Raw genomic sequence first — 24,823 nt, forward strand, 5'->3', positions numbered from 1 at the left:
GTTTGGCGCGGGCGGCCCGCTAGGCCCCGTAAACGGGAACCGGCGGCCGCGCCTTGGCGAGCAGGTCGGCGACGACGGGTCCCAGCTCGGCCGGATCCCACCGGGCGCCCTTGTCGATCTGCGGGCCGTGCGCCCAGCCCTCGGCGACCCGGATCTTGCCGCCCTCGACCTCGAACACCTTGCCGGTGACGTCGCGGGATTCTGCGCTGCCCAGCCAGACGACCAGCGGGGAGATGTTCTCGGGCGCCATGGCGTCGAAATCCTGGTCCTGCGTGGCCATCATCTCGGCGAAGACGGTCTCGGTCATGCGGGTGCGGGCCGACGGCGCGATCGCGTTGACCGTCACGCCGTACCGGCCCATCTCGGCGGCGCCGACGAGCGTCATCGCCGCGATGCCCGCCTTGGCCGCGCTGTAGTTACCCTGCCCGACGCTGCCCTGCAGGCCGGCACCGGAACTGGTGTTGATGATCCGCGCGTCGACGGTTTTGCCCTCTTTGGAGAGCCCCCGCCAATACGACGCGGCGTGCCGCATGGTGGCGAAGTGCCCCTTCAGGTGCACCGCGATGACGGCGTCGAACTCCTCCTCGCTGGTGTTGGCCATCATCCGGTCGCGCACGATGCCGGCGTTGTTCACCAAAACGTCTAGGCCACCGAAGGTTTCGACGGCGGCCTGGATCAGCCCGGCCGCCTGGTTCCAGTCGGCGATGTTGGATCCGTCGGCGACGGCTTCGCCGCCGGCCGCGGTGATCTCGTCGACCACGCCCTGCGCGGCGCTGCCGCCGCCGGCGGGCGAGCCGTCCAGGCCCACGCCGATGTCGTTGACGACCACGCGCGCGCCTTCGGCCGCGAAGGCGAGCGCATGGGCGCGACCGATACCGCCGCCCGCTCCGGTGACGATGACGACCCGGCCGTCAACTAGCCCCATTGATACCCATCCCGTTCTTCTCCTCTACTTGATCGCGCTCGCGTTCGTGCTGGCCAAGTAGTGCGGCGGCTCCCCGCCGCCGTGCACCTCCAGCGAGGCGCCGCTGATATAGCACGCCGCGTCCGAGGCCAAAAACGCTGCGGCCCAACCGACATCCTCCGGCTTGGCCAGCCGGCCCAGCGGCACATTCTTCGAGATTGCGGCGATCGACTCGGCGTCGCCGTAGAACAGGTCGGCCTGTTCGGTCTCGACCATCCCGACCACGCAGGCGTTCACCCGCACCCTGGGTCCCCATTCCACCGCCAGCGTCTGCGTGAGGCTCTCCAGGCCGGCCTTGGCTGCGCCGTACGCGCCGGTGCCCGGCGACGGCCGACGGCCGGACAGGCTGCAGATGTTGACGATCGAACCACCCCCGGGCTGGTCCTGCATCTTGTTGTTGGCGCACTGCGAAACCAGCAGCGCACCAATGAGGTTGAGCTCGATGATCTTGCGGTTGAACTTCGCGCTGGATTCGGCGGTCAGCACGTAGGGCGATCCCCCGGCGTTGTTGACGACGACGTCCAACCGGCCGTGCTGGTCGACGATGGAGTCGATCAACGACTTGACGGCCTCCTCGTCGCGCACATCGCACGGGTGAAACTCGTACGGCAAGCCCTCGACGGGCCGGCGCGCGCAGGTGATCACGGTGGCGCCTTGCTTGGCGAAAACCGAACTGATGCCGGCGCCGACGCCGCGCACACCGCCTGTAACCAGAACCACCCGCCCGGCCAGCCCCAGGTTGATGCCTTCCGAAAGGGGCGAGCCTGCTTCGGCGGGAGTCACTGTGCTAGCGTACCAAGCAAGTGCTTGCTTAGGTAGTTACCCCACAAGGAAGTGGCACCTTGCCCATCACAACCACCACCACCGAACCGGGCATCGTCGCGGTCACCGTCGACTACCCGCCCGTCAACGCCATCCCGTCGCGCGGCTGGTTCGAACTGGCCGACGCCGTCACGGCCGCTGGCGCCAACCCCGAGACCCACGCGGTGATCCTGCGGGCCGAAGGCCGGGGCTTCAATGCGGGCGTGGACATCAAGGAGATGCAGCGCACCGACGGATTCACCGCGCTGATCGACGCCAACCGCGGCTGCTTCGCCGCCTTCCGCGCGGTCTACGAATGCGCCGTGCCGGTGATCACGGCCGTGAACGGATTCTGCGTCGGCGGCGGCATCGGCCTGGTGGGCAACTCCGACGTCATCGTGGCCTCCGACGACGCCACGTTCGGGTTGCCGGAGGTCGAACGCGGCGCGCTCGGCGCGGCGACGCACCTGTCGCGGCTGGTGCCGCAGCACCTGATGCGGCGGCTGTTCTTCACCGCCGCCACCGTCGACGCCGCCACCCTGCATCACTTCGGTTCCGTGCATGAGGTGGTGCCCCGGGATCAGCTGGACGAGGCCGCTTTACGGGTCGCCCGCGACATCGCCACCAAGGACACCCGCGTCATCCGCGCGGCCAAGGAGGCGCTCAACCTCATCGACGTGCAGCGGGTCAACTCGAGTTATCGCATGGAACAAGGGTTTACGTTCGAGCTCAACCTTGCCGGGGTGGCCGACGAGCACCGCGACGCGTTCGCCGGCACGACGAAGGGTGAAAAGTCGTGAGCGACAAGCGGACCACCCTCGACGACGCCGTCGCACAATTGCGCAGCGGCATGACGATCGGCATCGGCGGCTGGGGCTCCCGGCGCAAGCCCATGGCCTTCGTGCGGGCGATGCTGCGCACCGACGTCACGGACCTGACGGTTGTCACCTATGGCGGACCCGACCTCGGGCTGCTGTGCTCGGCGGGCAAGGTCAAGCGCGTCTACTACGGCTTCGTGTCGCTGGACTCCGCGCCGTTCTACGACCCGTGGTTCGCCAAGGCCCGCACCAGCGGCGCCATCGAAGCGCGCGAGATGGACGAGGGCATGCTGCGCTGCGGGTTACAGGCGGCGGCGCAGCGCCTGCCGTTCCTGCCGATTCGCGCCGGGCTGGGCAGTTCGGTTCCCGACTTCTGGGAGGGCGAGCTGCAGACGGTCACCAGCCCCTACCCGGCGCCCGGCGGCGGGCACGAAACGCTGCTCGCGATGCCCGCCCTGCGCCTGGACGCCGCCTTCGTGCACCTCAATCTCGGTGACAGCCAAGGCAATGCGGCCTACAGCGGCATCGACCCCTACTTCGACGACCTCTTCCTGATGGCGGCCGACAAGCGCTACCTGTCGGTGGAGCGCGTCGTATCGACCGAGGAACTCGTCAAGGCTGTCCCACCCCAGGCGCTGCTGGTGAACCGCATGATGGTCGACGCGGTCGTGGAGGCGCCCGGCGGGGCCCACTTCACCACCGCAGCACCGGATTACGGCCGCGACGAGAAGTTTCAGCGACACTACGCCGAGGCGGCCTCCACCGACGAGGGCTGGCAAACTTTCGTCCAGACCTACCTCTCGGGCGGCGAGGACGACTACCAGGCGGCGGTTCGCGCATTTGCAGAGGAGGCCGCGAAATGAGCACCCGAGCCGAGGTGTGCGCGGTCGCCTGCGCCGAGTTGTTCAGGGACGCGGGCGAAATCATGATCAGCCCGATGACGAACATGGCGTCCGTCGGTGCGCGGCTGGCCCGGCTTACATTCTCGCCGGACATCCTGCTGACCGACGGCGAGGCGCAGCTGCTGGCGGACACCCCGGCGCTGGGCAAGACCGGCGCGATCGAAGGCTGGATGCCCTTCGGCCGCGTCTTCGAGACCCTGGCCTGGGGGCGCCGCCACGTGGTGATGGGCGCCAATCAGGTGGATCGCTTTGGCAATCAGAACATCTCGGCGTTCGGTCCGCTGCAGCACCCTACCCGGCAGATGTTCGGCCTGCGCGGCGCGCCCGGCAATGCGATCAACCACTCGACCAGTTACTGGGTGGGCAACCATTCCAAGCGGGTGTTCTGCGAGGCGGTCGACGTGGTGTGCGGCATCGGCTGGGACAAGATCGATCCGAACAACCCGGCGTTCCGGTTCGCCAACCCGTATCGGGTGGTGTCCAACCTCGGGGTGTTCGACTTCAACGGGCCCGGCAGGACGATGCGGGCCGTGTCCCTACACCCCGGTGTGTCGCCCGATGACGTCCGGGAGAACACGTCGTTCGAGGTGGACGGCCTCGACGACGCGCAAGAAACCCGGCTGCCGACCGACGACGAGCTGCGCCTGATCCGCGACGTGATCGATCCGAAAGCGCTGCGCGACAGAGAGATCCGCTAATGAGGCTGCGCACACCGCTGACCGAGCTGGTCGGCGTCGAGCATCCGGTGGTGCAAACGGGCATGGGCTGGGTGGCCGGTGCCCGGCTGGTTTCCGCCACGGCCAATGCGGGCGGGCTGGGCATCCTGGCCTCGGCGACGATGACCCTGGACGAGTTGGCGGCGGCCATCAAGAAGGTCAAGGCCGCGACCGACAAGCCGTTCGGCGTGAACATCCGCGCCGACGCCGCCGACGCGGGTGACCGCGTCGAGCTGATGATCCGAGAGGGCGTCAAGGTGGCGTCGTTCGCGTTGGCACCCAAACAAGAGCTGATCGCCCGGCTCAAAGATGCTGGGGCGGTGGTCATCCCGTCGATCGGTGCAGCCAAACACGCGCGCAAGGTCGCGGGCTGGGGCGCCGATGCGATGATCGTGCAGGGCGGCGAGGGCGGCGGGCACACCGGGCCCGTCGCGACGACTCTGCTGTTGCCGTCGGTACTGGACGCCGTGCAGGGCACCGGGATCCCGGTGATCGCGGCGGGCGGATTCTTCGACGGGCGTGGTCTCGCGGCGGCGTTGTCCTACGGCGCCGCGGGTGTGGCGATGGGCACCAGGTTCCTGCTCACCTCGGATTCCACCGTGCCCGACGCGGTCAAACGGCGGTACCTCGAGGCCGCGCTGGACGGCACGGTCGTCACCACGCGAGTCGACGGCATGCCGCACCGGGTGCTGCGCACCGGGCTGGTCGAGAAGCTGGAAAGCGGCTCGCCGGTAAGGGGTTTGGCGGCGGCGGTGCGCAACGCGGCGAAGTTCAAGAGCATGTCGCAGATGACGTGGGCCTCGATGATCCGCGACGGCCTGGCGATGCGCCACGGCAAGGAGCTGACCTGGTCGCAGGTGGTGATGGCGGCGAACACCCCGATGCTGCTCAAGGCGGGGCTGGTCGAGGGCAACACCGAAGCCGGCGTGCTGGCGTCTGGTCAGGTGGCCGGCATCCTGGACGACTTGCCGTCGTGTGCCGAGCTGATCGAATCGATCGTCCGCGACGCGATCGCCCACTTGAAGGCCGCGACGGCGCTGGTCGAAGAACCGTCAGCGGTGGACTAAGGACCCTGGCCGCGACCGGGGCGGGGCGTCATCCTGGATGCATGATGACGCTGGCACCGGGATCCTGGCCCACTCCGCTCTTGAACGCCGTTCGCGCTTCGAACAAATACCTGCTCAACCCGCTGATGGTGCAACTGGCCGGCCACAAGCACTGGTACGCGGCCGCGATCAAGCACACCGGGCGGCGCTCCGGCAAGCAGTACACCACGCCGGTGGTGGCCGAGCGCATCGCCGACGGCTTCGTCGTACCGCTGCCCTATGGCACCGACGTGGATTGGTTGCAGAACGTCCGCGCGGCGGGGCGTGCGACGATCGCGTCCCAAGGCCACGACTACGAGGTGGGGCAGCCCGAGATCATCGACGCGACGACGGCGCTGCCCATGCTGTCGGCCCCGCGTCGGCGCACTTTCGAGCGTGTCGGCATCGACGGATACCTCAAGCTCACGGACCAGGCAACTAACTGACCTCGAGTCTCGATTAAGGTATCTTCTAAATTCGGGATAAATGAAGCTATAGTCTTCATATGACAATGGTGAAGGCCACACCTTCACTGCGTGCGACGATGATCGGCGACGTCGTCGGGTCCCGGCGTGCGCGCGACCGGCCTGCGCTGCATCGGCGGGTCGCCACCGCCCTGCGGCAGGTCGCCGACGGCGCCCTCGACCCGCCCGCCTTCACCGTCGGCGATGAGTTCCAGGGCAGCTACCCCACCCTGGGTGCCGCCATCGACGCCGCATTGACGGTGCGCCTGCTGCTTGCCCCCGAGACGGACGTCCGGTTCGGGATCGGCTGGGGTACCGTCGCCATCCTCGACGCCGACGCCCGGATCCAGGACGGCCCGGGCTGGTGGACCGCCCGGGCGGCCATCCAGCAGACGGCGGAGTCCCAGCGGCAGCCCGGCTTCACGCTGGTGCGCACCACATTCCGGGCGGACGAGGACGATCGCACCGACGTCGCCGCCGTCAACGCCGCCCTGATTTGTCGGGACCATCTGCTTGGATCGCTCGATGAAAGATCGTTACGGATTGTGAGGGGCTTGATGGCGGGCCAGACCAAGAAGGAACTCGCCGCGGCCGAGGGCATCAGCCCGTCCGCGGTGTCCCAACGGGCGGCCCGTGACGGTCTGGACCTCATTGTCCGTGCCTCCCAATATCTTCGGACTCTGCCATGAGCGCCGTCGCGGTGCTGCTGATCGCGCTCGGGATCGCCGACCTGTGTCGGCGGGCGGTCCGCACGGCGTGGCTCCCTGTGGTGATCGCGCCGATCGTGGTGGCGGGCTGCGCGGCGCTGGGTGCGCTGTGGCATCGCGGCGATATCCCGCTGCTCGTACTGGCGGCCACCGCGGCCGTCGTGTGGGAGTGGCTGTGCCTGCGCGCCGAGCGCAGCGGCAAACGACAGGCAGCCCCGTTGGCCGTGTTCGCCGCCGCGCTGGTATTGCTGATCGGGTTGTCCGGCTGGTCCTCTCCCGTCCACGGCCTGATCGCGCGGTGGTCCGCCTGGGCGCAACTGCCGCTGAGCAACGTGACGCCCACCCGGCTGCTGATGATCGTCGCCGTGGTGCTGGTGCAGCTCGCCACCGGAAATCAGTTGGTGCGCCTCGTGCTTGGCTCGGTGGGTGCGGTGCGCCCGGCCGGTGAGCCGCAGCCATCCGACCGACTCAAGGGCGGCCGGCTGCTGGGCCCGATGGAACGCCTGCTGATCCTGAGCCTCGGCGTCGGCGGGCAGGTGGCCGCGGCCAGCGCCGTCGTAGCCGCCAAGGGCATCATCCGCTTTCCCGAGCTGAGCGCCCAAAAGAACCGCAACGGCGACGTCGGCATCGACGAGGTGACCGAATACTTTCTGGTCGGCAGCTTCACCAGCTGGCTGCTGGCCTTGGGCGGAATCGCGCTGGTGCTGGCCGCGCGATGATGGCGGGCACACTATAGAGGTGGCATCTGCACCGATAGCCCGGCACCTGCTGCGGGCCAAAGACCTCGTCGACGCGCATTACTACGAACCGCTTTGCGTCACCGACCTGGCGGCGGCCGCTGGCCTGTCTCCGGCGCACTTCAGTCGACGGTTCAAGCGGGCGTTCGGCGAGTCGCCGCACCAGTACCTGCTGACACGGCGACTGGAACGAGCCGCGGCATTGCTACGCACGACCGACTGGACGGTGGCCGCCATTTGCATTGCCGTGGGTTGGGAAAGCGTGGGCTCGTTCACCACAAGCTTTCGCCGCATGTTCGGCGCGACGCCACAGACCTATCGGGCCAGCTTCCCACCGGCCGAGCGTCACATACGAATTCCCCGCTGTGTAGCCCTGGCTTACGGGCGACCGCGAAACCGCACGTTTCGAGAAGACGACGAACCCACGCCGGCCGTAGCGTCAATGCAACGCAACCATGACAGGAGAGCCGATGCTTAAGATTGCCAACGCCCAGTTCTGGGTGCACGACCAAGAGGCGGCGCTGGAGTTCTACACCAAAACGCTCGGCTGGGAAGTTCGGGCTGACGTAACGATGCAGGCATGGAACTTCCGCTGGTTATGCGTCGGGCCCGCCGAGCAGGACGACGTCGGGCTGGTGCTGATGCCCGTGCCGGGCCCGCCGATGCTCGACGCTGCGGCCAGTGCGCAACTGGCCGAGCTGGTTGCCAAGGGAGCCGGTGGCACCTTGTTCCTGGAGACCGACGATTGCCAAGCCGCCTACGACGAATTGTCCGCTCGCGGTGTCACATTCAACGATCCGCCCACGCCGCAGGCCTACGGTATCGACAGCTCCTTCCGCGACCCGTCCGGCAACAACATTCGGCTCACCCAGGTGCTCGAGTTTGATCCGGCACGCTGCTGATCAGTCGCCCGCTCGGCGCAGGGACTAGAGCCGCTCGATGATCGTGACGTTTGCCGTGCCGCCGCCCTCGCACATCGTCTGCAGACCGTAGCGGCCGCCGATGCGCTCGAGCTCGTTGAGCATGGTGGTGAACAGCTTGGCCCCGGTGGCGCCGAGCGGGTGACCCAGGGCGATCGCGCCGCCGTTGGGATTGACCTTCTCGGGGTCGGCCTTGATCTCCTTGAGCCACGCCAGAACCACCGGCGCGAACGCCTCGTTGATCTCGACGGTGTCGATGTCTTCGATTGACAGCCCGGTCTTTTCGAGTGCGTAGCGGGTGGCCGGGATGGGCCCGGTCAGCATGAACACCGGGTCGGCGGCGCGGGCGCTGATGTGGTGGATGCGGGCTCGGGGCTTCAACCCGTGGTCTTTGACGGCCTGCTCGGAGGCGAGCAGCACCGCGCTGGCGCCGTCGGAGATCTGGCTGGCCATCGCCGCCGTCAGCCGACCGCCCTCGACGAGCGTCTTCAGGCCGGCCATCTTCTCCAGCGACGACTCACGCGGGCCTTCGTCGACCCGGAACGGTCCGGATTCCGTTTCGACAGTGATGATTTCGTTGTCGAAGTGTCCGCCGCGGATCGCCGCGAACGCGCGCTCGTGGCTGGTGAGCGAGTACCGCTCCATCTCTTCGCGGGACAGGTTCCACTTCTCGGCGATCATCTCCGAACCGCGGAACTGGGAGATCTCCTGGTCACCGTAGCGGTGCAGCCACTGCTTGGATTCGCTTGTGGGCGAGGTGAACCCGAACTGCTCGCCAACGGTCATCGCCGACGAGATCGGGATCTGGCTCATGTTCTGCACGCCGCCGGCCACGATGAGGTCTGCCGTTCCCGACATGATCGCCTGCGCACCAAATGAAATCGCCTGCTGGCTGGAACCGCACTGTCGGTCCACCGTGACGCCCGGCACCTCTTCGGGATAGCCGGCGGCCAGCCACGAGAGGCGGGCGATGTTGCCCGCCTGCCCGCCGATCGCGTCGACGCACCCGGCGATCACGTCCTCAACGGCGGCGGGGTCGACGTCGACTCGGTCAAGCAGTCCGCGCCACCCAAGGGCGCCCAGGTCGACGGGATGTATCCCGGCCAGTGCGCCGTTACGCTTGCCAACCGCGGTACGCACAGCATCGATGACGTACGCCTCAGCCATTGTGTCGCTCCTCCTCATCGCTTCGCTCTGCATCGTCGCCGACACGGGCCATGTTTCAGACTCCTTCTTTGGTAATGCCGCCAAGGACAATGGCGAGATATTGCTGACCCACCTGCTGTGCGGTGAGCGGTCCGCCGGGTTGATACCAGCGCACCGACACCCAGGTGGTGTCACGGATGAATCGGTAGACCAGGTCGACATTGAGGTCGGGCCGAAAGCAGCCCTCGTCGATGCCTTGATTGAGCACCTCGACCCACATCTTGCGTTGTTGGCGGTTCATGTCCTCGATGTAGGAGAACCGCGCTTGCGATAGCAGCCGTTTGGCCTCGTCCTGGTAGATGACGACCTGCGCGTGGCGATCCTCGATCGCCTCGAACGACGCCATGAACAGCCCCTTGAGCCGCTCCAGCGGATTGGGCTCGCTGTCGATGATTTCGCGGTAGCGGGTGAACAGCCACTCCAGGAATTCACGGAGCAGCTCGTCGACCATCTCCTCTTTGGAGGAGAAATGGTGGTAGAGGCTGCCGGACAGGATGCCCGCGCCGTCGGCGATGTCGCGCACGGTGGTGGCGCGCAGACCGCGCTCGGCGAACATGGTCGCGGCGAGCGCAAGCAACTCGTCTCGCCGGCTGTTAGCCTGACCGGTCACTCGGTCCACCCGATCAGGGTATCAACCAAGCGCTTGCTCGGCCAGCGAGGCCGCCGGTTGAGCCACCATCACCGACGCGGCCTCGGTAGCTCGCGTTTCCGCGCGACGGTAACGGGAAATTCGCGGGTTTCGAACTGAGGGAAATTTCAGCCAAAACCGGGAGAAACCCGCGGCAGCGTCGTAATCTCACCGACATTCGGGCCAGCCCGACGCGGTAAATGGGTCGAAGCGTGGAGTTCAACGGTCATGAGTACCCAGTTCGGGGGTCTCTTCAGCCTCGCTCGACTCCTCTCCGGATAGGCACGGCTGCAGTCGCGTTGCCGCCGATCACACGGTCCGCCGCGTGACCCGACAAATTTGACTCCGGCCACAGCGAATCGCGTCGCTGACCCAAAAATAGGGAAAATTCCCGATGCTTTGGGCCAGCCCGCCGACACACGCTGTCCTCGAGTCGTGTTCCGGGCCGCTCGTTGAAAGCAGTCGTGCACCGGACCGGCTGTACTTGCCACGCCAACGAGGGAAACGCGTAGGAGTCTGCAATGGCGAACTTTGCGGTGCTATCGCCAGAAATCAATTCTCTGCTGATGTTTAGTGGCGCCGGGTCGGCGCCGATGCTGGACGCGGCGGCGGCTTGGGACGGTTTGGCTTCGGAGTTGGGATCGGCGTCGTCGTCGTTCTCGGCGGTCACTTCGGGGTTGACCGGCCAGGCGTGGCAAGGTGCGGCATCTCAGGCGATGGCGGCCGCGGCAACACCGTATGCGGGGTGGCTCAGTCAGGCGGCGGCCCAGGCTTCCGGTGCAGCCCTGCAGGCCCGCGTGGTGGCCGGCGTCTTCGAGGCGGCGCAGGCGGCGACGGTGCACCCGCTGATGGTCGAGCTCAACCGCAATTCGTTTGTGCAGCTGGTGATGTCGAACTGGCTAGGGCTCAATGCGCCGGCGATTGCCCAGCTCGAGGGCGAGTACGAGGAGATGTGGGCCCAGGACGTGTCCGCCATGGTGGCCTACCACGGCGGGGCGTCGACGGCCGCCGCGCAGTTGGTGCCCGCGGCCACGCTGCAGGACCTGCTGCAGAACCTGCCCAGCCTTGGAATCGGCAACATCGGCAACGGCAACCTGGGCACCGGCAACACCGGCAGCGGCAATGTCGGCAGCGGCAACCAGGGCAGCTCCAACCTGGGCGGCGGGAACTTCGGCAACTCCAACGTTGGTGCCGGAAACACCGGCAACAACAACTTCGGCGCCGGAAACTCTGGTGTGGGAAACATCGGCTTCGGAAACAACAACATTGCCAGCAGCACCATGGGCCCGAACGTGGGCATGGGCAACGTCGGCAACAACAACTTCGGCTTCGGAAACGCCGGCCGCGGGAACTATGGTGGCGGAAACCTGGGCAATGGGAACATCGGCGGTGGGAACAGCGGGAACAACAATATCGGCTTTGGGCTTTCCGGCAGCAGCGAGATCGGTATCGGCAATACGTATTTCGACAGAGCGACCAACCAGTTTCACTTCGGCGGGTTGAACTCGGGTGCCGGCAACATCGGCTTCGGGAACTCGGGCACGGGCAACATCGGCTTCTTCAACTCCGGCAGCGGCAACATCGGGATCTTCGATACGGGCAGCAACACGCCCTCATCGCTGAACCACTTCAACAACTTCGGCTTCGGGAACTCGGGCAGCAGCAACGTCGGCTTCGGCAACTCGGCCGTTGGAAACACGGGTTTCGGGAACACAGGCGCGTACAACACGGGCTTCGGGAACTCGGGTGGCGAGAACACCGGCTTCGGTAACGCGGGCAGCGACAACACGGGCAGCTGGAATTCGGGCGACCTCAACACGGGCGACGGGAATTCGGGCTTCGTCAACACGGGACTCTGGAATTCCGGCAACACGAACACGGGCGTCGCGATCACCACCGACTCCGGCCTCACCAATTCGGGCTTCGGCAACACCGGCGACGATGTGTCGGGCTTCTTCAACACGGCAAGCGGCCCGGGCTTCAACGGCTTCATGTCGGGCTTTTTCAACTCCGCCACCGGCGGTGCTTTCGGCAGCTTCCATGTTTCGGGCATTGGAAACCACGGCATCCCCGAGAGCCAGAACCCATTCTTGGGCGCGGCTAGCGGCTACGACTCCGGCTTCTTCAACGTGGGCACCACCATATCGGGCTTATTTAACCTCAGTCGGTTGCCGTAACGAGACCGAAATGACCTCTGCTGTCAGGTCACTGAGGTAGTAGCTGGCCAGAAACGCGCTCGCGATTTCCCTCGGATCGGCAGCGCAGCCGAACGCCTGGTCGGCCGACAGCCGGTCGATCAGTTCGGCCGATGTCATCTGTCCATAAACTTTGCCGGACGATGCCGGGCGAGACGGCGTTTATCCGCACGGCATGGTCGCCGGCTTTTATGCCACAGCGCGGCAGTGAAGGGCCCAAACACGAACGCGGCGTGACAGCCAGGTTGCGGTTTAACTCGTCTTCTGCCACCAGCGGGCATTGTCACTGAAACGCCCGCGGTTCCCACGGCGGCGTTGTAATGTCCAAAGCGTGGGGACCTGCCCGATTAGAGCGATTAAGGGCCCAGTGCAGGAAGACCCAGGTCGTTTCCGACCGTGCCCCCATAGATCAGTGGTTTGCCGTCGCGGTTGCTGAATGGTCAGGAGGTCACGGTAATGAGTTTCATGGTGTTGCCCCCGGAGATTAATTCTTTGCTGATGTTTTCCGGCGCGGGCTCGGCGCCGATGTTGGAGGCGGCGGCGGCCTGGGACGGGTTGGCCTCGGAGCTGGGAAGCGCGGCATCGTCGTTTTCGTCCGTGACATCCGGGTTAGTCGGTCAAGCGTGGCAGGGGCCGGCGTCCCAGGCGATGGCGGCAGCGGCCAGTCCATATACCGGGTGGTTGAATTCAGCAGCGGCGCAGGCCGCGAGTGCGGCCGGGCAGGCCCGCGCGGTGGTTAGCGCCTTCGAGGCCGCCCAGGCGGCTACCGTCCACCCGCTCATGGTGGACCTCAACCGGAACTCGTTCGTCCAGATGGTGATGTCGAATTGGTTCGGCCTCAATGCGCCGGCGATCGCCGAGCTGGAGGGCGAGTACGAGGAGATGTGGGCGCGAGATGTGTCGGCCATGTCGGGCTATTACTCCGGGGCCTCGGCGGCCGCCGCGCAGCTGGCGCCCGCGCAGGGTCTGCAGGACATCCTGGCGGGGCTGCCCAGCCTGGGCATCGGCAACAAGGGCAACGGCAACATCGGCCTAGGCAACACCGGCACCGGCAACGTCGGTAACGGCAACACCGGCGCCGGAAACGTCGGCGGCGGGAACCTCGGCAACAACAACATGGGCAGCGGGAACACGGGCAACAACAACTCCGGTTCCGGAAACTTCGGCTTCGGAAACGTCGGGTTCGGAAACAATGGCATCGCCATGAACGCGGGCCACAACATGGGCATTGGCAACACCGGCAGTAACAACGTGGGCCTGGGAAACAATGGCATTGGAAATATGGGCGCTGGAAACACCGGAAACAACAATATTGGCTTCGGGCTTACCGGCAACAATGAGATCGGCATCGGTAATGCCTTTTTCAACACGGCGACCAATCAGTTCACTTTTAACGGCCTGAACTCCGGCACCGGCAACATCGGCTTCGGGAACTCTGGCAACAACAACATCGGCTTTTTCAACTCCGGCACCGGTAACATCGGCCTGTTCAATTCCGGCATCAATACGTTTGCCAATGGCACAGCCCTCCCCAACAACATTGGCATCGGGAACTCGGGTGTCGCGAACTTCGGCATGGGGAACGGGGGCAGCCTGAGCACCGGATTCGGGAACGCGGGCACCGTGGACACCGGCTTCGGGAACACGGGCGGCTCAAACACCGGCTTCGGGAACTCGGGCGGGGCCAACACGGGCATGTGGGACTCGGGCAACGCCAACACAGGCAATGGGAATTCGGGCAGCTTCAACACGGGCCTCTGGAATTCGGGTAACACGAACAATGGCGTCGGGTTCGTGACCGACTCCGGGCTCGCCAACTCGGGCTTCGGCAACACCGGCGCCGGCATCTCGGGCTTCTTCAACACGGCCGGCGGCAACGGACAGCACTTCATTTCGGGCATTGCCAACACGGCCGTCGGCGGTGGTACGAATCAGTTCTTCTCGGGCATTGGAAACGTCATCAACATCGCCAACCCTGGCGGTATCAATTTGGGTATGTCGGGCTTCTTCAACACCGGCCTGCCCGGCGCCTTCACCGCGATATCAGGACAAATAGGTGCCGACTCGGGGCTGCTGAACATGGGCAGCTTCTTGTCGGGGCTTCTCAGCCTCGGTCGGCTGTTGCCATAGCCGAGCGGCTCACGGGTGCTGACTGGAGACCGAAATCACTTCTCCGGTCAGGTAACTCGAGTAGTCGCTGGCCAGAAACGCGATAGTGGCCGCCACCTCCCATGGCTCGGCGGCGCGGCCGAACGCCTCGCCGGCCGACAGCCGGTCGAGCAGGTCGGCCGAGGTCGTCTTGTCCAGGAATTTGTGCCGGGCGATGCTGGGCGAGACGGCGTTGATCCGGACGTCGTACTCAGCGGCTTCGATTGCGCTGCAGCGGGTTAGGGCCATCACGCCGGCCTTGGCCGCAGCGTAGTGCGACTGCGAGTGCTGCGCGCGCCAGCCCAGCACACTGGCGTTGTTCACGATCACACCGCCGTGCGACGCCTCGCGGAAATACCGCAGCGCCGCGCGGGTCGCCCTGAACACCGACGTCAGCGTCACGTCCAGGACGCGATCCCATTCGTCGTCGGTCATGTCGACTACCGGAGTCTGCCCGCCCAGCCCGGCGTTGTTGACCAGAACGTCGAGGCGGCCCATGCGTGCGGTGGTCGAGTCGATCAGGGCGTCGACCTGGGCCGTGGACGTCACGTCGCACACGACCTTCTCCACCCGGCCCTGTCCCAGCGCGGCGAGTTCGTCGGCGGTCTCCCCCAGCCGCCGTTCGTGGTGGTCGGAGATGACCACGTCGGCCCCTTCGGCGAGTGCCCGCCGGGCGGTCGCCGAGCCGATACCGGTTCCGGCGGCCGCGGTCACCACGACCACCTTCCCTTGCAGAAGCCCGTGTCCGGCAATCTCTTTGGGCGCTTCGGAGAGCGTCATCCCTTAACCTCTCGCGGTAGGCCGAGCACCCGCTCGGCGATGATGTTGCGCTGGATCTCGTTGGACCCGCCGTAGATGGTGTCGGCGCGGGTGAACAGGAAAAGCCTTTGCCACTCGTCGAATTCGCCGTCGGGCCCACTTCCTGACAACGCCATTGAGGTCCGGCCGATCACGTCCATCGCCAGCTCGCCCAGGTCGCGATGCCAGTTGGCCCACAACAGTTTCGAGACGTTGTCCTGCCCGGGCTGCTCGACGTCCATGGTGGCCAATGCGTACGACCGCATGGCCCGCAGACCCGTCCACGCCCGCGTCAGCCGTTCCCGGATGAACGGGTCGTTGGCGGCGCCGTTACGCTGCGCGAGCTCGGCAAGGTTGGAAAGCTCACGGGCGTAGCGGATTTGCTGCCCAAGTGTGGAGACGCCGCGCTCGAAGGTCAGCGTCCCCATCGCGACCCGCCACCCGTCGCCTGGCTGGCCCACCACCAACGACGCGTCGGTGCGGGCGTCGTCGAAGAACACCTCGTTGAATTCGGCGGTGCCGGTGATCTGCACGATCGGGCGGACCTGGACGCCCGGTTGGTCCAGCGGGACCAGCAAATAGGACAGGCCGGCGTGTCGCTTGGAGCCCTTCTCGGTGCGCGCCACCACGAAGCACCACTGCGACAGGTGCGCCAGCGACGTCCACACCTTCTGGCCGTTGATCACCCACTGGTCGCCGTCGAGTTCGGCGGTCGTCGAGACGTTGGCCAGGTCGCTGCCGGCGCCGGGTTCGGAGTAGCCCTGGCACCACAGCTCGGTGACGTCCAGGATGCGCGGCAGGAAGCGCCGCTGTTGCTCCGGCGTACCGAACGCGATCAGGGTCGGGCCCAACAACTCCTCGCCGAAGTGGTTGACCTTGTCCGGGGCGTCTGCCTTGGCGTACTCCTCGTAGAACGCCACCCGGTGCGCGGTCGAAAGCCCTCGCCCGCCGTGCTCCACCGGCCAGCCCAGGCAGGTCAGCCCGGCCTCGGCGAGATGCTGGTTCCACGCCCGGCGTTCCTCGAACGCCTCGTGCTCGCGGCCGGGGCCGCCAAGGCCCTTGAGAGCTGCGAATTCGCCGACCAGATTGTCGGCGAGCCACTGGCGGACCTCGGCCCGGAACTCCTCGACGTCCTGCATGCCCTGTAGGCTAACCTACCAAGCACTTGCTTTGTTAAGGAGTTCCAGTGTCCACCGATCCCCGCACCGTGCCCGCGGCGCTGGATCGCTTGGCACACCAACTGCCCGACCACGACGCGCTGATCACCGAGGAGCGGTCCTTCACGTCCGCCGAGCTACGCACGGAGGTGCACCGCGCGGCGGCCGCGCTCATCGCGCTGGGCGTCCAAGCCGGCGACCGGGTGGCCATCTGGTCGCCGAACACTTGGCATTGGGTGGTGGCTTGCCTCGCGATTCACCACGCCGGCGCCGCGATGGTGCCGCTGAACACCCGCTACACCGCCGCGGAGGCCGCCGACATCCTCGCGCGCACGGACGCGCCGGTGTTGTTCGGCATGGGCCGGTTCCTCGGCAACGATCGCATCGCCGACCTGGACCGCCTTGGTGCTCCAGGCCTGCCGGCGCTGCGACACATCGTGCGGATCCCGATCGAGGCAGACGACCGCACCTGGGACGACTTCATGGCCCGCGGGAGCGACACAGCGGCGGTCGCCGAACGCGCCGCGGACGTCGTGCCCGACGACGTCAGCGACATCCTCTTCACGTCCGGCACCACGGGCCGCAGCAAAGGCGTCATGTGCGCGCACCGGCAGTCGCTGTCGGCCTCGGCGTCGTGGGCCGCCAACGGCAAGATCACCGCCGACGACCGCTACCTCTGCATCAACCCGTTCTTCCACAACTTCGGCTACAAGGCCGGCATCCTGGCCTGCCTGCAGACCGGCGCGACGCTGATCCCACACCTGACCTTCGACCCGCTGCGAGCGCTGCAAGCCATTGAGCGACACCGCATCACCGTGCTGCCGGGTCCGCCAACCATCTACCAGACCCTGTTGGACCATCCGGCGCGCGAGGACTACGACCTGAGCTCGCTGCGCTTCGCGGTGACCGGGGCGGCGACCGTGCCGGTCGTGCTGGTCGAGCGCATGCAGTCCGAGCTCGACATCGACATCGTGCTGACCGCCTACGGGCTGACCGAGGCCAACGGCATGGGAACGATGTGCCGCGCCGACGACGACGCGGTTACCGTTGCGACCACCTGCGGGCGCCCGTTCGCCGACTTCGAATTGCGCATCGACTCAAGCACTTCGGGTGAAGCGGGCTCCGAAACAGGAGAAGTCCTGCTGCGCGGGCCCAACGTGATGCTCGGCTACCTCGACGACCCCGCGGCGACGGCCGCGGCAATCGACGCCGACGGCTGGCTACACACCGGCGACATCGGCGCGGTCGACGAGGCGGGCAACCTGCGCATCACCGACCGGCTCAAGGACATGTACATCTGTGGCGGGTTCAACGTCTACCCCGCCGAGGTCGAGCAGGTCTTGGCGCGGATGGACGGGGTGGCCGACGCCGCGGTGATCGGGGTTCCCGACGAGCGGCTGGGCGAGGTGGGGCGCGCGTTCGTGGTGCCCCGGCCCGGTTCCGACCTGGACGAGCAATCGGTGATCGCTTACACCCGTGAGCATTTGGCGAACTTCAAGGCGCCGCGGTCGGTGCGGTTCGTCGACGAGTTGCCGCGCAACGCGGGCGGCAAGGTGGTCAAACCACAACTGCGAGAGTTGGCCTGAATTGGATCTGCAATTAGACGACGAGACGCTGGCCTTCCAAGCCGAGGTGCGGGAATTCCTGGTGGCCAACGCCGAGAAGATCCCGACGAAGTCCTACGACAACGCCGAAGGCTTCGCGCAGCACCGGCTTTGGGATCGCGTGCTCTTCGACGCCGGCCTGTCGGTGATCACCTGGCCGGAGAAGTACGGGGGCCGCGACGCGCCGCTGCTGCATTGGGTGGTGTTCGAGGAAGAGTACTTTCGCGCCGGGGCGCCGGGCAGGGCCAGCGCCAACGGAACCTCGATGCTGGCCCCGACGCTGTTCGCCCACGGCACGAAGGAGCAACTCGACCGCATCCTGCCGAAAATGGCCAGCGGCGAACAGATCTGGGCGCAGGCCTGGTCGGAGCCAGAGTCCGGCAGTGACCTGGCCTCGTTGCGGTCCACCGCCACCAAGACCGACGGCGGCTGGCTGCTCAACGGCCAGAAGATCTGGAGCTCGCGGGCGCCGTTCGCCGAGATGGGATTCGGGCTGTTCCGCTCCGACCCCGCGGCCGAGCGGCACAACGGCCTCACCTACCTCATGTTCGACCTGAAGGCCCAGGGCGTCACCGTGCGCCCCATCGTCCAGCTCGGCGGCGACACCGGCTTCGGGGAGATCTTCCTCGACGACGTCTTCGTTCCCGACGAGGACGTGATCGGCACCCCGAACGACGGCTGGCGCGCGGCGATGAGCACGTCCAGCAACGAGCGCGGCATGTCGCTGCGCAGCCCGGCCCGCTTCCTGGCCGCGGCGGAGCGATTGGTGCAGCTGTGGAAGGACCGCGGGAGCCCCGCGGGGTTCGCCGACCGGGTCGCCCAAGCGTGGATCAACGCGCAGGCCTACCGCCTGCAGACCTTCGGCACAGTGACCAGGCTGGCCGGCGGCGGTGAGCTCGGCGCCGAGTCGTCGGTGACCAAGGTGTTCTGGTCGGACCTCGACGTGGCGATACATCAGACCGCGCTCGACATCCTCGGCGCCGACGGCGAGCTGGCCGGACCCTGGACCGACGGGCTGCTGTTCGCCCTGGGCGGCCCGATCTACGCAGGCACCAACGAGATTCAGCGCAACATCATCTCCGAACGTCTGCTGGGTCTACCCCGGGAGAAAAGGTAATGGACTTCGCACTAGACGAACAGCAGCGCGACTTCTCCGCCAGCATCGACGCGGCGCTGGGCGCCGCGGACCTGCCGGGCGCCATCCGAGCGTGGTCAGCCGGCGACACCGCGCCGGGCCGCAAGGTGTGGGAACAGCTGGCCAACCTCGGCGTCACCGCGCTGGCCGTGCCGGAGAAATTCGACGGCATCGAGGCCCATCCCGTCGACCTGGTGGTCGCGATCGAACGCCTCGGGCGTTGGTGTGTGCCCGGCCCGGTAACCGAATCCATTGCCGTCGCACCGATTCTGCTCGCGTCCGACGATCAGGCCGAGCGCTGCGCGGGCCTGGCTTCCGGTGAACTCATCGCCACCGTCGCGCTCCCCCCCGACGCGCCGCGCGCGGTCGACGCCGACACGGCCGGGCTGGTGCTGCTCGCCACCGACCAGGGAGTCACCGAAGCCCAAGCGGGAGAGGCGCATCAGTCCGTCGACCCCAGCCGTCGCCTCTATGACGTCACGCCGACCGGCGACGCCTGGCACGCGGATGTCAAGCGCGCCTACGAGTTTGGTGCGCTGGCCACCGCGGCGCAACTGGTCGGGACCGCCGAGGCACTGCTGAACGGCGCCGTCGACTACGCCAAGCAACGCAGCCAGTTCGGGCGGGTGATCGGTTCGTATCAGGCGATCAAGCACAAGCTGGCCGACGTGCACATCGCGATCGAACTGGCCCGCCCCCTGCTGTACGGCGCGGCGCTCAGCCTGGAACCACGCGACGTGAGTGCGGCGAAGGCGGCCGCATCCGACGCGGCCCTGCTCGCGGCGCGCGCGTCGCTGCAAACCCACGGCGCCATCGGGTTCACCCAGGAGCACGACCTATCGCTGTGGCTGCTGCGGGTGCAGGCACTACGCTCGGCCTGGGGCACGCCCGAGGCGCATCGCCGCCGAGTGCTGGAGGCGCTATGAGCATGACTGAAGAGCGGGAGCTGCTGCGGGAGACCGTGGCCGCCCTGGTCGCCAAGCACGCGGACCCGGCGGCGGTGCGCGCCGCGATCGAGTCGGACCGCGGCTACGACGAGGCGCTGTGGCAACTGCTGTGTGAACAGGTCGGCGCCGCGGCGCTGGTAATCCCCGAGGAGCTGGGCGGCGCGGGCGGCGAATTGGCCGACGCCGCAGCCGTCCTGCAGGAGCTGGGCCGGGGCCTGGTTCCCTCTCCCCTGCTAGGCACGACGCTGGCGGAGCTGGCGTTGCTCGCGGCGGCCGAACCGGATGCGAAGACGCTCGAAGGCCTCGCCGAGGGCAGTTCGATCGGCGCGCTGGTGCTCGACCCCGACTTCGTGGTCAATGGTGACGTCGCCAACGTCGTCGTCGCGGCCGCCGACGGCGGGCTGAGCCGGTGGACCCGCTTCAGCACACAGTCCGTCGCCACCATGGACCCCACCCGCCGCCTGGCCCGAGTGCAACCGGAGGAGACCGAAGCCATCGGTGATGACCCTGGCATCGCGGACATCGCCGCCATCCTGCTGGCGGCCGAGCAGATTGGCGCCGCCGAACGCTGCCTGGAACTGACCGTCGAATACACCAAGAACCGGGTGCAATTCGGCCGCCCGATCGGCAGCTTCCAGGCGCTCAAGCATCGGATGGCCGACCTGTATGTCACGATCGCCGCGGCGAAGGCCGTGGTGTCCGACGCGTGCGACGGCCCCACCCCGACCAACGCGGCCACCGCGCGCCTCGCCGCCACGGAAGCCCTGAAAGCCGTGGCGGCCGAGGGTATTCAGTTGCACGGCGGCATCGCGATCACCTGGGAACACGACATGCACCTGTACTTCAAACGCGCCCACGGCAGCGCGCACCTGCTCGACCCGCCGCGAGAGCTGCTGCGCAAGCTGGAATCTGAAGTACTGGCAACGTGATTGACCGCGTCGCGCTGCGCGCCGGCATCCCGCCGTTCTACGTGATGGATGTCTGGCTGGCCGCCGCGGAGCGCCAGCGCAGCCATGGCGACCTGGTCAACCTGTCGGCGGGCCAGCCCAGCGTCGGCGCTCCCGAGCCGGTGCGCGCGGCCGCGGCCTCGGCGCTGCACCTCAACCAGCTGGGTTACACCGTCGCGCTGGGCATTCCGGAGCTGCGCGCCGCGATCGCGGCGGACTACCAACGCAAACACGGGATCGACGTCGATGCCGACGCGGTCGTCGTGACCACGGGTTCCTCCGGTGGCTTCCTGCTGGCATTCCTGGCGTGCTTCGACGTGGGAGATCGGGTGGCGCTGGCCAGCCCCGGCTATCCCTGCTATCGAAACATTCTGTCCGCGTTGGGATGTGAGGTCGTGGACATCGCCTGCGGGCCGGAGACGCGGTTTCAGCCGACCGCGCAGATCCTCGCCGAACTCGACCCGCCGATCAAGGGCGTGATCGTCGCCAGCCCTGCCAATCCCACCGGGACGGTCATCCCGCCGGCCGAGCTCGCCGCCATCGCGTCGTGGTGCGAGGCCTCCGGGGTGCGGCTGATCAGCGACGAGGTCTACCACGGGCTGGTCTACGAGGGTGCGCCGCAGACCAGCTGCGCCTGGCAGACCTCACGAGATGCGGTGGTGGTCAACAGCTTTTCCAAGTACTACGCGATGACGGGCTGGCGACTGGGGTGGCTCCTGCTGCCGACGGAGCTGCGCCGCGCGGTGGACTGTCTGACCGGCAACTTCACCATCTGCCCGCCGGTGCTGTCGCAGCTCGCCGCGGTGGCCGCGTTCACCCCGGAGGCGACGGCCGAAGCCGACGGCAACCTGGCGCACTACGCGATCAACCGCTCGCTGCTGCTCGACGGCCTGCGCCGAATCGGCGTCGACCGGTTGGCGCCTACCGACGGCGCGTTCTACGTGTACGCCGACGTCTCGGACTTCACCGACGATTCGATCGGTTTCTGCTCAAAGCTGTTGGCCGACACCGGCGTTGCGATCGCGCCGGGCATCGACTTCGACACCGCGCGCGGCAATTCGTTCGTCCGGCTGTCATTCGCCGGACCCACCAGCGATATCGAAGAGGCCCTGAAACGAATCGGCCCCTGGCTGCCCGTCAGCGGTTGAACCGCCCGGCGAGGTATTCGGCCCGGCAGGCGTTACGGGCGAGCTTGCCGCTCGTCGTGCGGGGAATGCCCCCGGCGGCCACCAGGCGCACATCGGCGACGCGGATCTGGTGATGCCGCGAGATCGCCGCCCGCACCGTGTCGGCGATGGGCCCCAAGTCGCGGCCCGCGCCGGCGGCGCGCTCGGCGACGACGACCACCTGCTCGCCCGATCCGCCGCTCCCGGTGAGAGTTGAAACCGCCTCGGCCGGAACGGAAAACGCGGCGACGTAGCCGGTGCGGATCGCCGGTGAAGCTTCGCTCACGGTGGTTTCGATGTCGTGCGGGTAGTGGTTGCGGCCGTCGATGATGATGAGGTCCTTGATCCGGCCCGTCAGGTACAGCTCGCCGTCGATGTAGACGCCGAGATCGCCGGTGGCCAGCCAGGACCCGTTGTCCGGAGCGCCCTCGGCGTGGCTGCCCACCTCGAGCCGGGACTGCAGCTTGTTGCCGAACACTCGTCGCGTTTCTTCCTCGCGGCCGAAGTATCCGCGGCCGACGTTGTTGCCGTGCAGCCAGATTTCCCCGACGGTGCCGTCGGGTACCTCCGCACCGTCCGGGTCGGCGATCACCGCCCACTCCTCGAGGATCGGCTGGCCACAGGAGACAAGGGAGAGCGCATTCGGTGCCGTCGGGTCGACGACCACGGCGCGGCCGGCGCCGAGCTGCTCGCGGTCGAGGAAGATCGCGCTGGCCGCGGCGTCCGGGGCGATGCTGGCGACCGACAGGGTCGCTTCCGCCATCCCGTAGGACGGCTTGACCACCGACGCGGGCAGGCCGTACGGAGCGAAGGCGTTGGTGAACTGCTCGATCGCCGACATGCTCACGGGCTCGGACCCGTTGAGCAGGCACACCACGTTGCTGAGGTCGAGGTCTTCACCCTTCGGGGGCAGGCCTCGCTGGGCCGTCAACTCGAAGGCAAAGTTCGGTGCCGCCGCCATTGTCCGGCCGCGGGTCGCCGCGATACCCAATTGCTTCATCCAGCGGTAGGGCCGGCGAAGGAAAGCCATCGGATCCATCAGCGCGACGTGCGCCCCGAAATACGCCGTGAACACGATCATCATCAGTCCCATGTCGTGATACAGCGGTAGCCAGCTCACGCATTGGACGTCGGTGTTCAGCCCGCCGTGCAGGATCATCTGCATCGCGTTGGTGTAGACGGCGCGATGGGTGATCTCCACCCCGGCCGGCGTGCGGGTCGAGCCCGATGTGTACTGCAGGTAGGCGAGGTCGTCGGTGTCCCGGACGGGGTCGGTGAAGGTCTCGGCGAGACTGGCGGGCACCGCGTCGACCGCGATCATCCGTGGCCGCTCGTTCGCGGGCAGAGTCCGGATAAAGGTCCGCACCGATTCGGCCGCCGCGGTGGTGGTCAGGACCGCGGCGGGCCGACCGTCGGCCAGAACGGCCGCCAACCGCTCGCCGTGCCCCGCCAACGTCGGCGCGAAGAGGGGAATCGCGACATTGCCCGCGTGGACAGCGGCGAAGAAACCCGCCACGTAATCCAGGCCCTGGGGCGCCAGGATCGCCACCCGGTCCCCGGGCTGGGTGACCTGCTGCAACCGGGCGCCAATGGCGCAGACGCGCGACCACAGCTCGTTCCAGCTGAGTTCGAGGATCCGCCCGTCTTGGTCCTGCGAATAGTCGATGAAGCGGTAGGCCGGACTGTCACCCAACAAGGCCCGGTTGTGGTCGAAATTCGAGGTCAGGGTGACACCCTCAGGCACCACAATCCCGCCGCTCGGGACAGCGTCAGCGTCGACACTGCCCGAGGCAGCCCCGACAACACCGGCCGACCCGCGATCCCGACTCACGTTGGGACAGGTTAATAGACGCTCTTATTATTCGCCGCATTTGCGGGGGTATGGCGGTCGTCACGTCGAACAATGGGCGCGCGGCGGATCACGTGGAAATCGACGTCAGGGCCCGAGGACCTTGTCGAGGCGGGCCTCGAGCGTGCCGCGATCACCCAGATCGGCCACATTGATGCCGAACCGTTCGGCGAGGGCGTCGACGACGGCGGCCGCGTCGTCCAGCAGGGTTTTCTCGCTGCCGTCGGCGCGGTGGACGGTCAGGTGTCGCCCGGCCAGGTTCCATCGGGCGCCGTCGGTGACCCGCGCGGCCGTCAGGCCGGTCACGAAGTGCGACGACGGGTGGGTCGAGACGAACCAGCTGCCGACCTTGAGGTCGATCGCCGGCGCGGTGCGCGTGGTGAACTCATACAGCGGCGCCCATTCGCCGCGGATCTGCGCCTGCAGCACCAGTCCGTCGCCGCGGTCTTCCAGTCGGTACGGCTCGAGCGTGGTCTGTTGGACGTTGCCGGTCTCGATCCGGATCGGGGAGGTCGGTGTCTGCCCGCCGAAGCCGACGTCGACGAGGTAAGACCCCTGGGAACCGGGGAAGGTCACCGCGAGCACAGTGTGGGTCTGCGCCGGGAACGGCGCGTCGGGCGGGAGCATCCAGATCACCCGGCCCGCCAGTCGCCGCACCCGAAAGCCGAGTTCCGACAGCACATAACCCATCAGTCCGTTCTGCTCGTAGCAATAGCCGCCGCGGCGTCGGTGAACCAGCTTGTCGGTCAGGGCATCTGGGCCGAGGTCATCGACTGGCGTTCCCATCAGCGGATCGAGGTTCTCGAACGGGATCGCGCGGGTGTGAGCGCTCACCAGCGCCTGCAGCGCGTCGAGCGTCGGCTCGGCAACGCCTTGAAAATCGATGCGTTCGAAATACCCCTTCAGATCCAACGTCATATCGCCATTCT

General features: G+C 67.1%; 25 protein-coding genes. 16 read left to right on the plus strand and 9 right to left on the minus strand.

Features of this window, described 5'->3' with window-relative positions:
• Positions 1–19 precede the first annotated feature (19 nt).
• Together N415_RS19030 and N415_RS19035 are read right to left on the minus strand one after the other, a co-directional pair.
• On the minus strand, positions 20–925 hold the full coding sequence (locus N415_RS19030) for an SDR family oxidoreductase (protein ID WP_068185346.1): 906 nt from the start codon (positions 923–925) through the stop codon (positions 20–22).
• 24 nt (positions 926–949) lie between these two features.
• On the minus strand, positions 950–1,708 hold the full coding sequence (locus N415_RS19035) for an SDR family oxidoreductase (RefSeq protein WP_068185589.1): 759 nt from the start codon (positions 1,706–1,708) through the stop codon (positions 950–952).
• Positions 1,709–1,806: 98 nt separating this feature from the next.
• Between N415_RS19035 and echA20 the strand changes: the two genes are divergently transcribed.
• From echA20 to N415_RS19075, 9 genes are read left to right on the plus strand one after another with little or no spacing between them, the layout of a single operon-like run.
• On the plus strand, positions 1,807–2,565 hold the full coding sequence (gene echA20 / locus N415_RS19040) for a (7aS)-7a-methyl-1,5-dioxo-2,3,5,6,7,7a-hexahydro-1H-indene-carboxyl-CoA hydrolase (RefSeq protein WP_068185349.1): 759 nt from the start codon (positions 1,807–1,809) through the stop codon (positions 2,563–2,565).
• Entirely contained in the window at positions 2,562–3,446 is an 885-nt protein-coding gene (gene ipdA, locus N415_RS19045) for a cholesterol ring-cleaving hydrolase subunit IpdA (protein WP_068185351.1), read from the plus strand. Before echA20 ends, ipdA begins: the two co-directional genes overlap by 4 nt.
• Positions 3,443–4,183: a cholesterol ring-cleaving hydrolase subunit IpdB gene (gene ipdB / locus N415_RS19050; protein WP_068185353.1), complete on the plus strand. Its 741-nt coding sequence runs from the start codon at positions 3,443–3,445 to the stop codon at positions 4,181–4,183. Before ipdA ends, ipdB begins: the two co-directional genes overlap by 4 nt.
• Positions 4,183–5,268, plus strand: a complete 1,086-nt coding sequence (gene ipdC, locus N415_RS19055; protein ID WP_068185356.1) for a (3aS,4S,5R,7aS)-5-hydroxy-7a-methyl-1-oxo-octahydro-1H-indene-4-carboxyl-CoA dehydrogenase — start codon at positions 4,183–4,185, stop codon at positions 5,266–5,268. Before ipdB ends, ipdC begins: the two co-directional genes overlap by 1 nt.
• A 41-nt stretch (positions 5,269–5,309) precedes the next feature.
• Positions 5,310–5,732: a nitroreductase gene (locus N415_RS19060; RefSeq protein WP_081665354.1), complete on the plus strand. Its 423-nt coding sequence runs from the start codon at positions 5,310–5,312 to the stop codon at positions 5,730–5,732.
• Positions 5,733–5,791: 59 nt separating this feature from the next.
• The gene (locus N415_RS19065) at positions 5,792–6,439 is read left to right on the plus strand and encodes a SatD family protein (protein WP_068185359.1); all 648 of its coding nucleotides are present in this window, start codon (positions 5,792–5,794) and stop codon (positions 6,437–6,439) included.
• Positions 6,436–7,176 carry a hypothetical protein gene (locus N415_RS19070; RefSeq protein WP_068185362.1) on the plus strand — a complete coding sequence of 247 codons (741 nt, stop codon included), beginning with the start codon at positions 6,436–6,438 and terminating at the stop codon, positions 7,174–7,176. The genes N415_RS19065 and N415_RS19070 overlap by 4 nt, the downstream gene beginning before the upstream one ends.
• Before the next feature lie 19 nt (positions 7,177–7,195).
• Positions 7,196–7,672: a helix-turn-helix transcriptional regulator gene (locus N415_RS30860; protein ID WP_081665355.1), complete on the plus strand. Its 477-nt coding sequence runs from the start codon at positions 7,196–7,198 to the stop codon at positions 7,670–7,672.
• Positions 7,665–8,096: a VOC family protein gene (locus N415_RS19075; protein ID WP_068185364.1), complete on the plus strand. Its 432-nt coding sequence runs from the start codon at positions 7,665–7,667 to the stop codon at positions 8,094–8,096. The genes N415_RS30860 and N415_RS19075 overlap by 8 nt, the downstream gene beginning before the upstream one ends.
• A gap of 24 nt (positions 8,097–8,120) precedes the next feature.
• Here the strand turns inward: N415_RS19075 and fadA6 are convergent, their stop codons facing one another.
• Both fadA6 and kstR2 read right to left on the minus strand, forming a co-directional pair.
• Entirely contained in the window at positions 8,121–9,281 is a 1,161-nt protein-coding gene (fadA6, locus tag N415_RS19080; RefSeq protein ID WP_068185371.1) for a steroid 3-ketoacyl-CoA thiolase FadA6, read from the minus strand.
• Positions 9,282–9,336: 55 nt separating this feature from the next.
• Positions 9,337–9,939: a TetR family transcriptional regulator KstR2 gene (gene kstR2 / locus N415_RS19085; RefSeq protein ID WP_152531473.1), complete on the minus strand. Its 603-nt coding sequence runs from the start codon at positions 9,937–9,939 to the stop codon at positions 9,337–9,339.
• A 530-nt stretch (positions 9,940–10,469) separates the two neighbouring features.
• Here kstR2 and N415_RS19090 point away from each other — a divergent pair.
• Positions 10,470–12,125: a PPE family protein gene (locus tag N415_RS19090; protein ID WP_068185375.1), complete on the plus strand. Its 1,656-nt coding sequence runs from the start codon at positions 10,470–10,472 to the stop codon at positions 12,123–12,125.
• Here the strand turns inward: N415_RS19090 and N415_RS31960 are convergent.
• Positions 12,099–12,263 carry a hypothetical protein gene (locus tag N415_RS31960; RefSeq protein WP_161630328.1) on the minus strand — a complete coding sequence of 55 codons (165 nt, stop codon included), beginning with the start codon at positions 12,261–12,263 and terminating at the stop codon, positions 12,099–12,101. The genes N415_RS19090 and N415_RS31960 overlap by 27 nt on opposite strands.
• Before the next feature lie 336 nt (positions 12,264–12,599).
• Here N415_RS31960 and N415_RS19095 point away from each other — a divergent pair, with 336 nt between their 5' ends.
• Positions 12,600–14,273 (plus strand): PPE family protein, encoded by a 1,674-nt coding sequence (locus N415_RS19095; RefSeq protein ID WP_068185377.1) that lies wholly within the window; start codon positions 12,600–12,602, stop codon positions 14,271–14,273.
• A 9-nt stretch (positions 14,274–14,282) separates the two neighbouring features.
• Here N415_RS19095 and ipdF read toward each other — a convergent pair whose 3' ends face one another.
• Together ipdF and ipdE1 are read right to left on the minus strand one after the other, a co-directional pair.
• The gene (gene ipdF / locus N415_RS19100) at positions 14,283–15,071 is read right to left on the minus strand and encodes a (5R,7aS)-5-hydroxy-7a-methyl-1-oxo-2,3,5,6,7,7a-hexahydro-1H-indene-carboxyl-CoA reductase (RefSeq protein WP_068185379.1); all 789 of its coding nucleotides are present in this window, start codon (positions 15,069–15,071) and stop codon (positions 14,283–14,285) included.
• Entirely contained in the window at positions 15,068–16,228 is a 1,161-nt protein-coding gene (gene ipdE1, locus N415_RS19105; protein ID WP_068185381.1) for an acyl-CoA dehydrogenase IpdE1, read from the minus strand. Before ipdE1 ends, ipdF begins: the two co-directional genes overlap by 4 nt.
• Positions 16,229–16,275: 47 nt before the next feature.
• On the opposite strand from ipdE1, the gene fadD3 reads away from it, so the two are divergent.
• The 5 genes from fadD3 to N415_RS19130 are packed head-to-tail and all read left to right on the plus strand — an operon-like array spanning position 16,276 to position 22,027.
• Positions 16,276–17,832, plus strand: coding sequence for a 3-((3aS,4S,7aS)-7a-methyl-1,5-dioxo-octahydro-1H-inden-4-yl)propanoate--CoA ligase FadD3 (gene fadD3, locus N415_RS19110; protein WP_068185384.1), 1,557 nt, complete (start codon positions 16,276–16,278; stop codon positions 17,830–17,832).
• 1 nt (position 17,833) lies between these two features.
• Entirely contained in the window at positions 17,834–18,967 is a 1,134-nt protein-coding gene (locus tag N415_RS19115; RefSeq protein WP_068185387.1) for an acyl-CoA dehydrogenase family protein, read from the plus strand.
• Positions 18,967–19,911, plus strand: a complete 945-nt coding sequence (locus N415_RS19120) for an acyl-CoA dehydrogenase family protein (protein ID WP_068185390.1) — start codon at positions 18,967–18,969, stop codon at positions 19,909–19,911. Before N415_RS19115 ends, N415_RS19120 begins: the two co-directional genes overlap by 1 nt.
• Positions 19,908–20,861: an acyl-CoA dehydrogenase family protein gene (locus N415_RS19125; RefSeq protein ID WP_152531474.1), complete on the plus strand. Its 954-nt coding sequence runs from the start codon at positions 19,908–19,910 to the stop codon at positions 20,859–20,861. Before N415_RS19120 ends, N415_RS19125 begins: the two co-directional genes overlap by 4 nt.
• Complete coding sequence (locus N415_RS19130) at positions 20,858–22,027, plus strand: pyridoxal phosphate-dependent aminotransferase (RefSeq protein ID WP_068185397.1); 1,170 nt, start codon at positions 20,858–20,860, stop codon at positions 22,025–22,027. Before N415_RS19125 ends, N415_RS19130 begins: the two co-directional genes overlap by 4 nt.
• Here the strand turns inward: N415_RS19130 and N415_RS19135 are convergent.
• Both N415_RS19135 and N415_RS19140 read right to left on the minus strand, forming a co-directional pair.
• Complete coding sequence (locus N415_RS19135; RefSeq protein WP_068185400.1) at positions 22,017–23,876, minus strand: fatty acyl-AMP ligase; 1,860 nt, start codon at positions 23,874–23,876, stop codon at positions 22,017–22,019. The genes N415_RS19130 and N415_RS19135 overlap by 11 nt on opposite strands.
• A 105-nt stretch (positions 23,877–23,981) precedes the next feature.
• On the minus strand, positions 23,982–24,812 hold the full coding sequence (locus N415_RS19140; RefSeq protein ID WP_068185404.1) for an arylamine N-acetyltransferase: 831 nt from the start codon (positions 24,810–24,812) through the stop codon (positions 23,982–23,984).
• Positions 24,813–24,823 lie beyond the last annotated feature (11 nt).

Source organism: Mycobacterium sp. UM_CSW, from assembly GCF_000455205.1.
Classification (GTDB): domain Bacteria; phylum Actinomycetota; class Actinomycetes; order Mycobacteriales; family Mycobacteriaceae; genus Mycobacterium.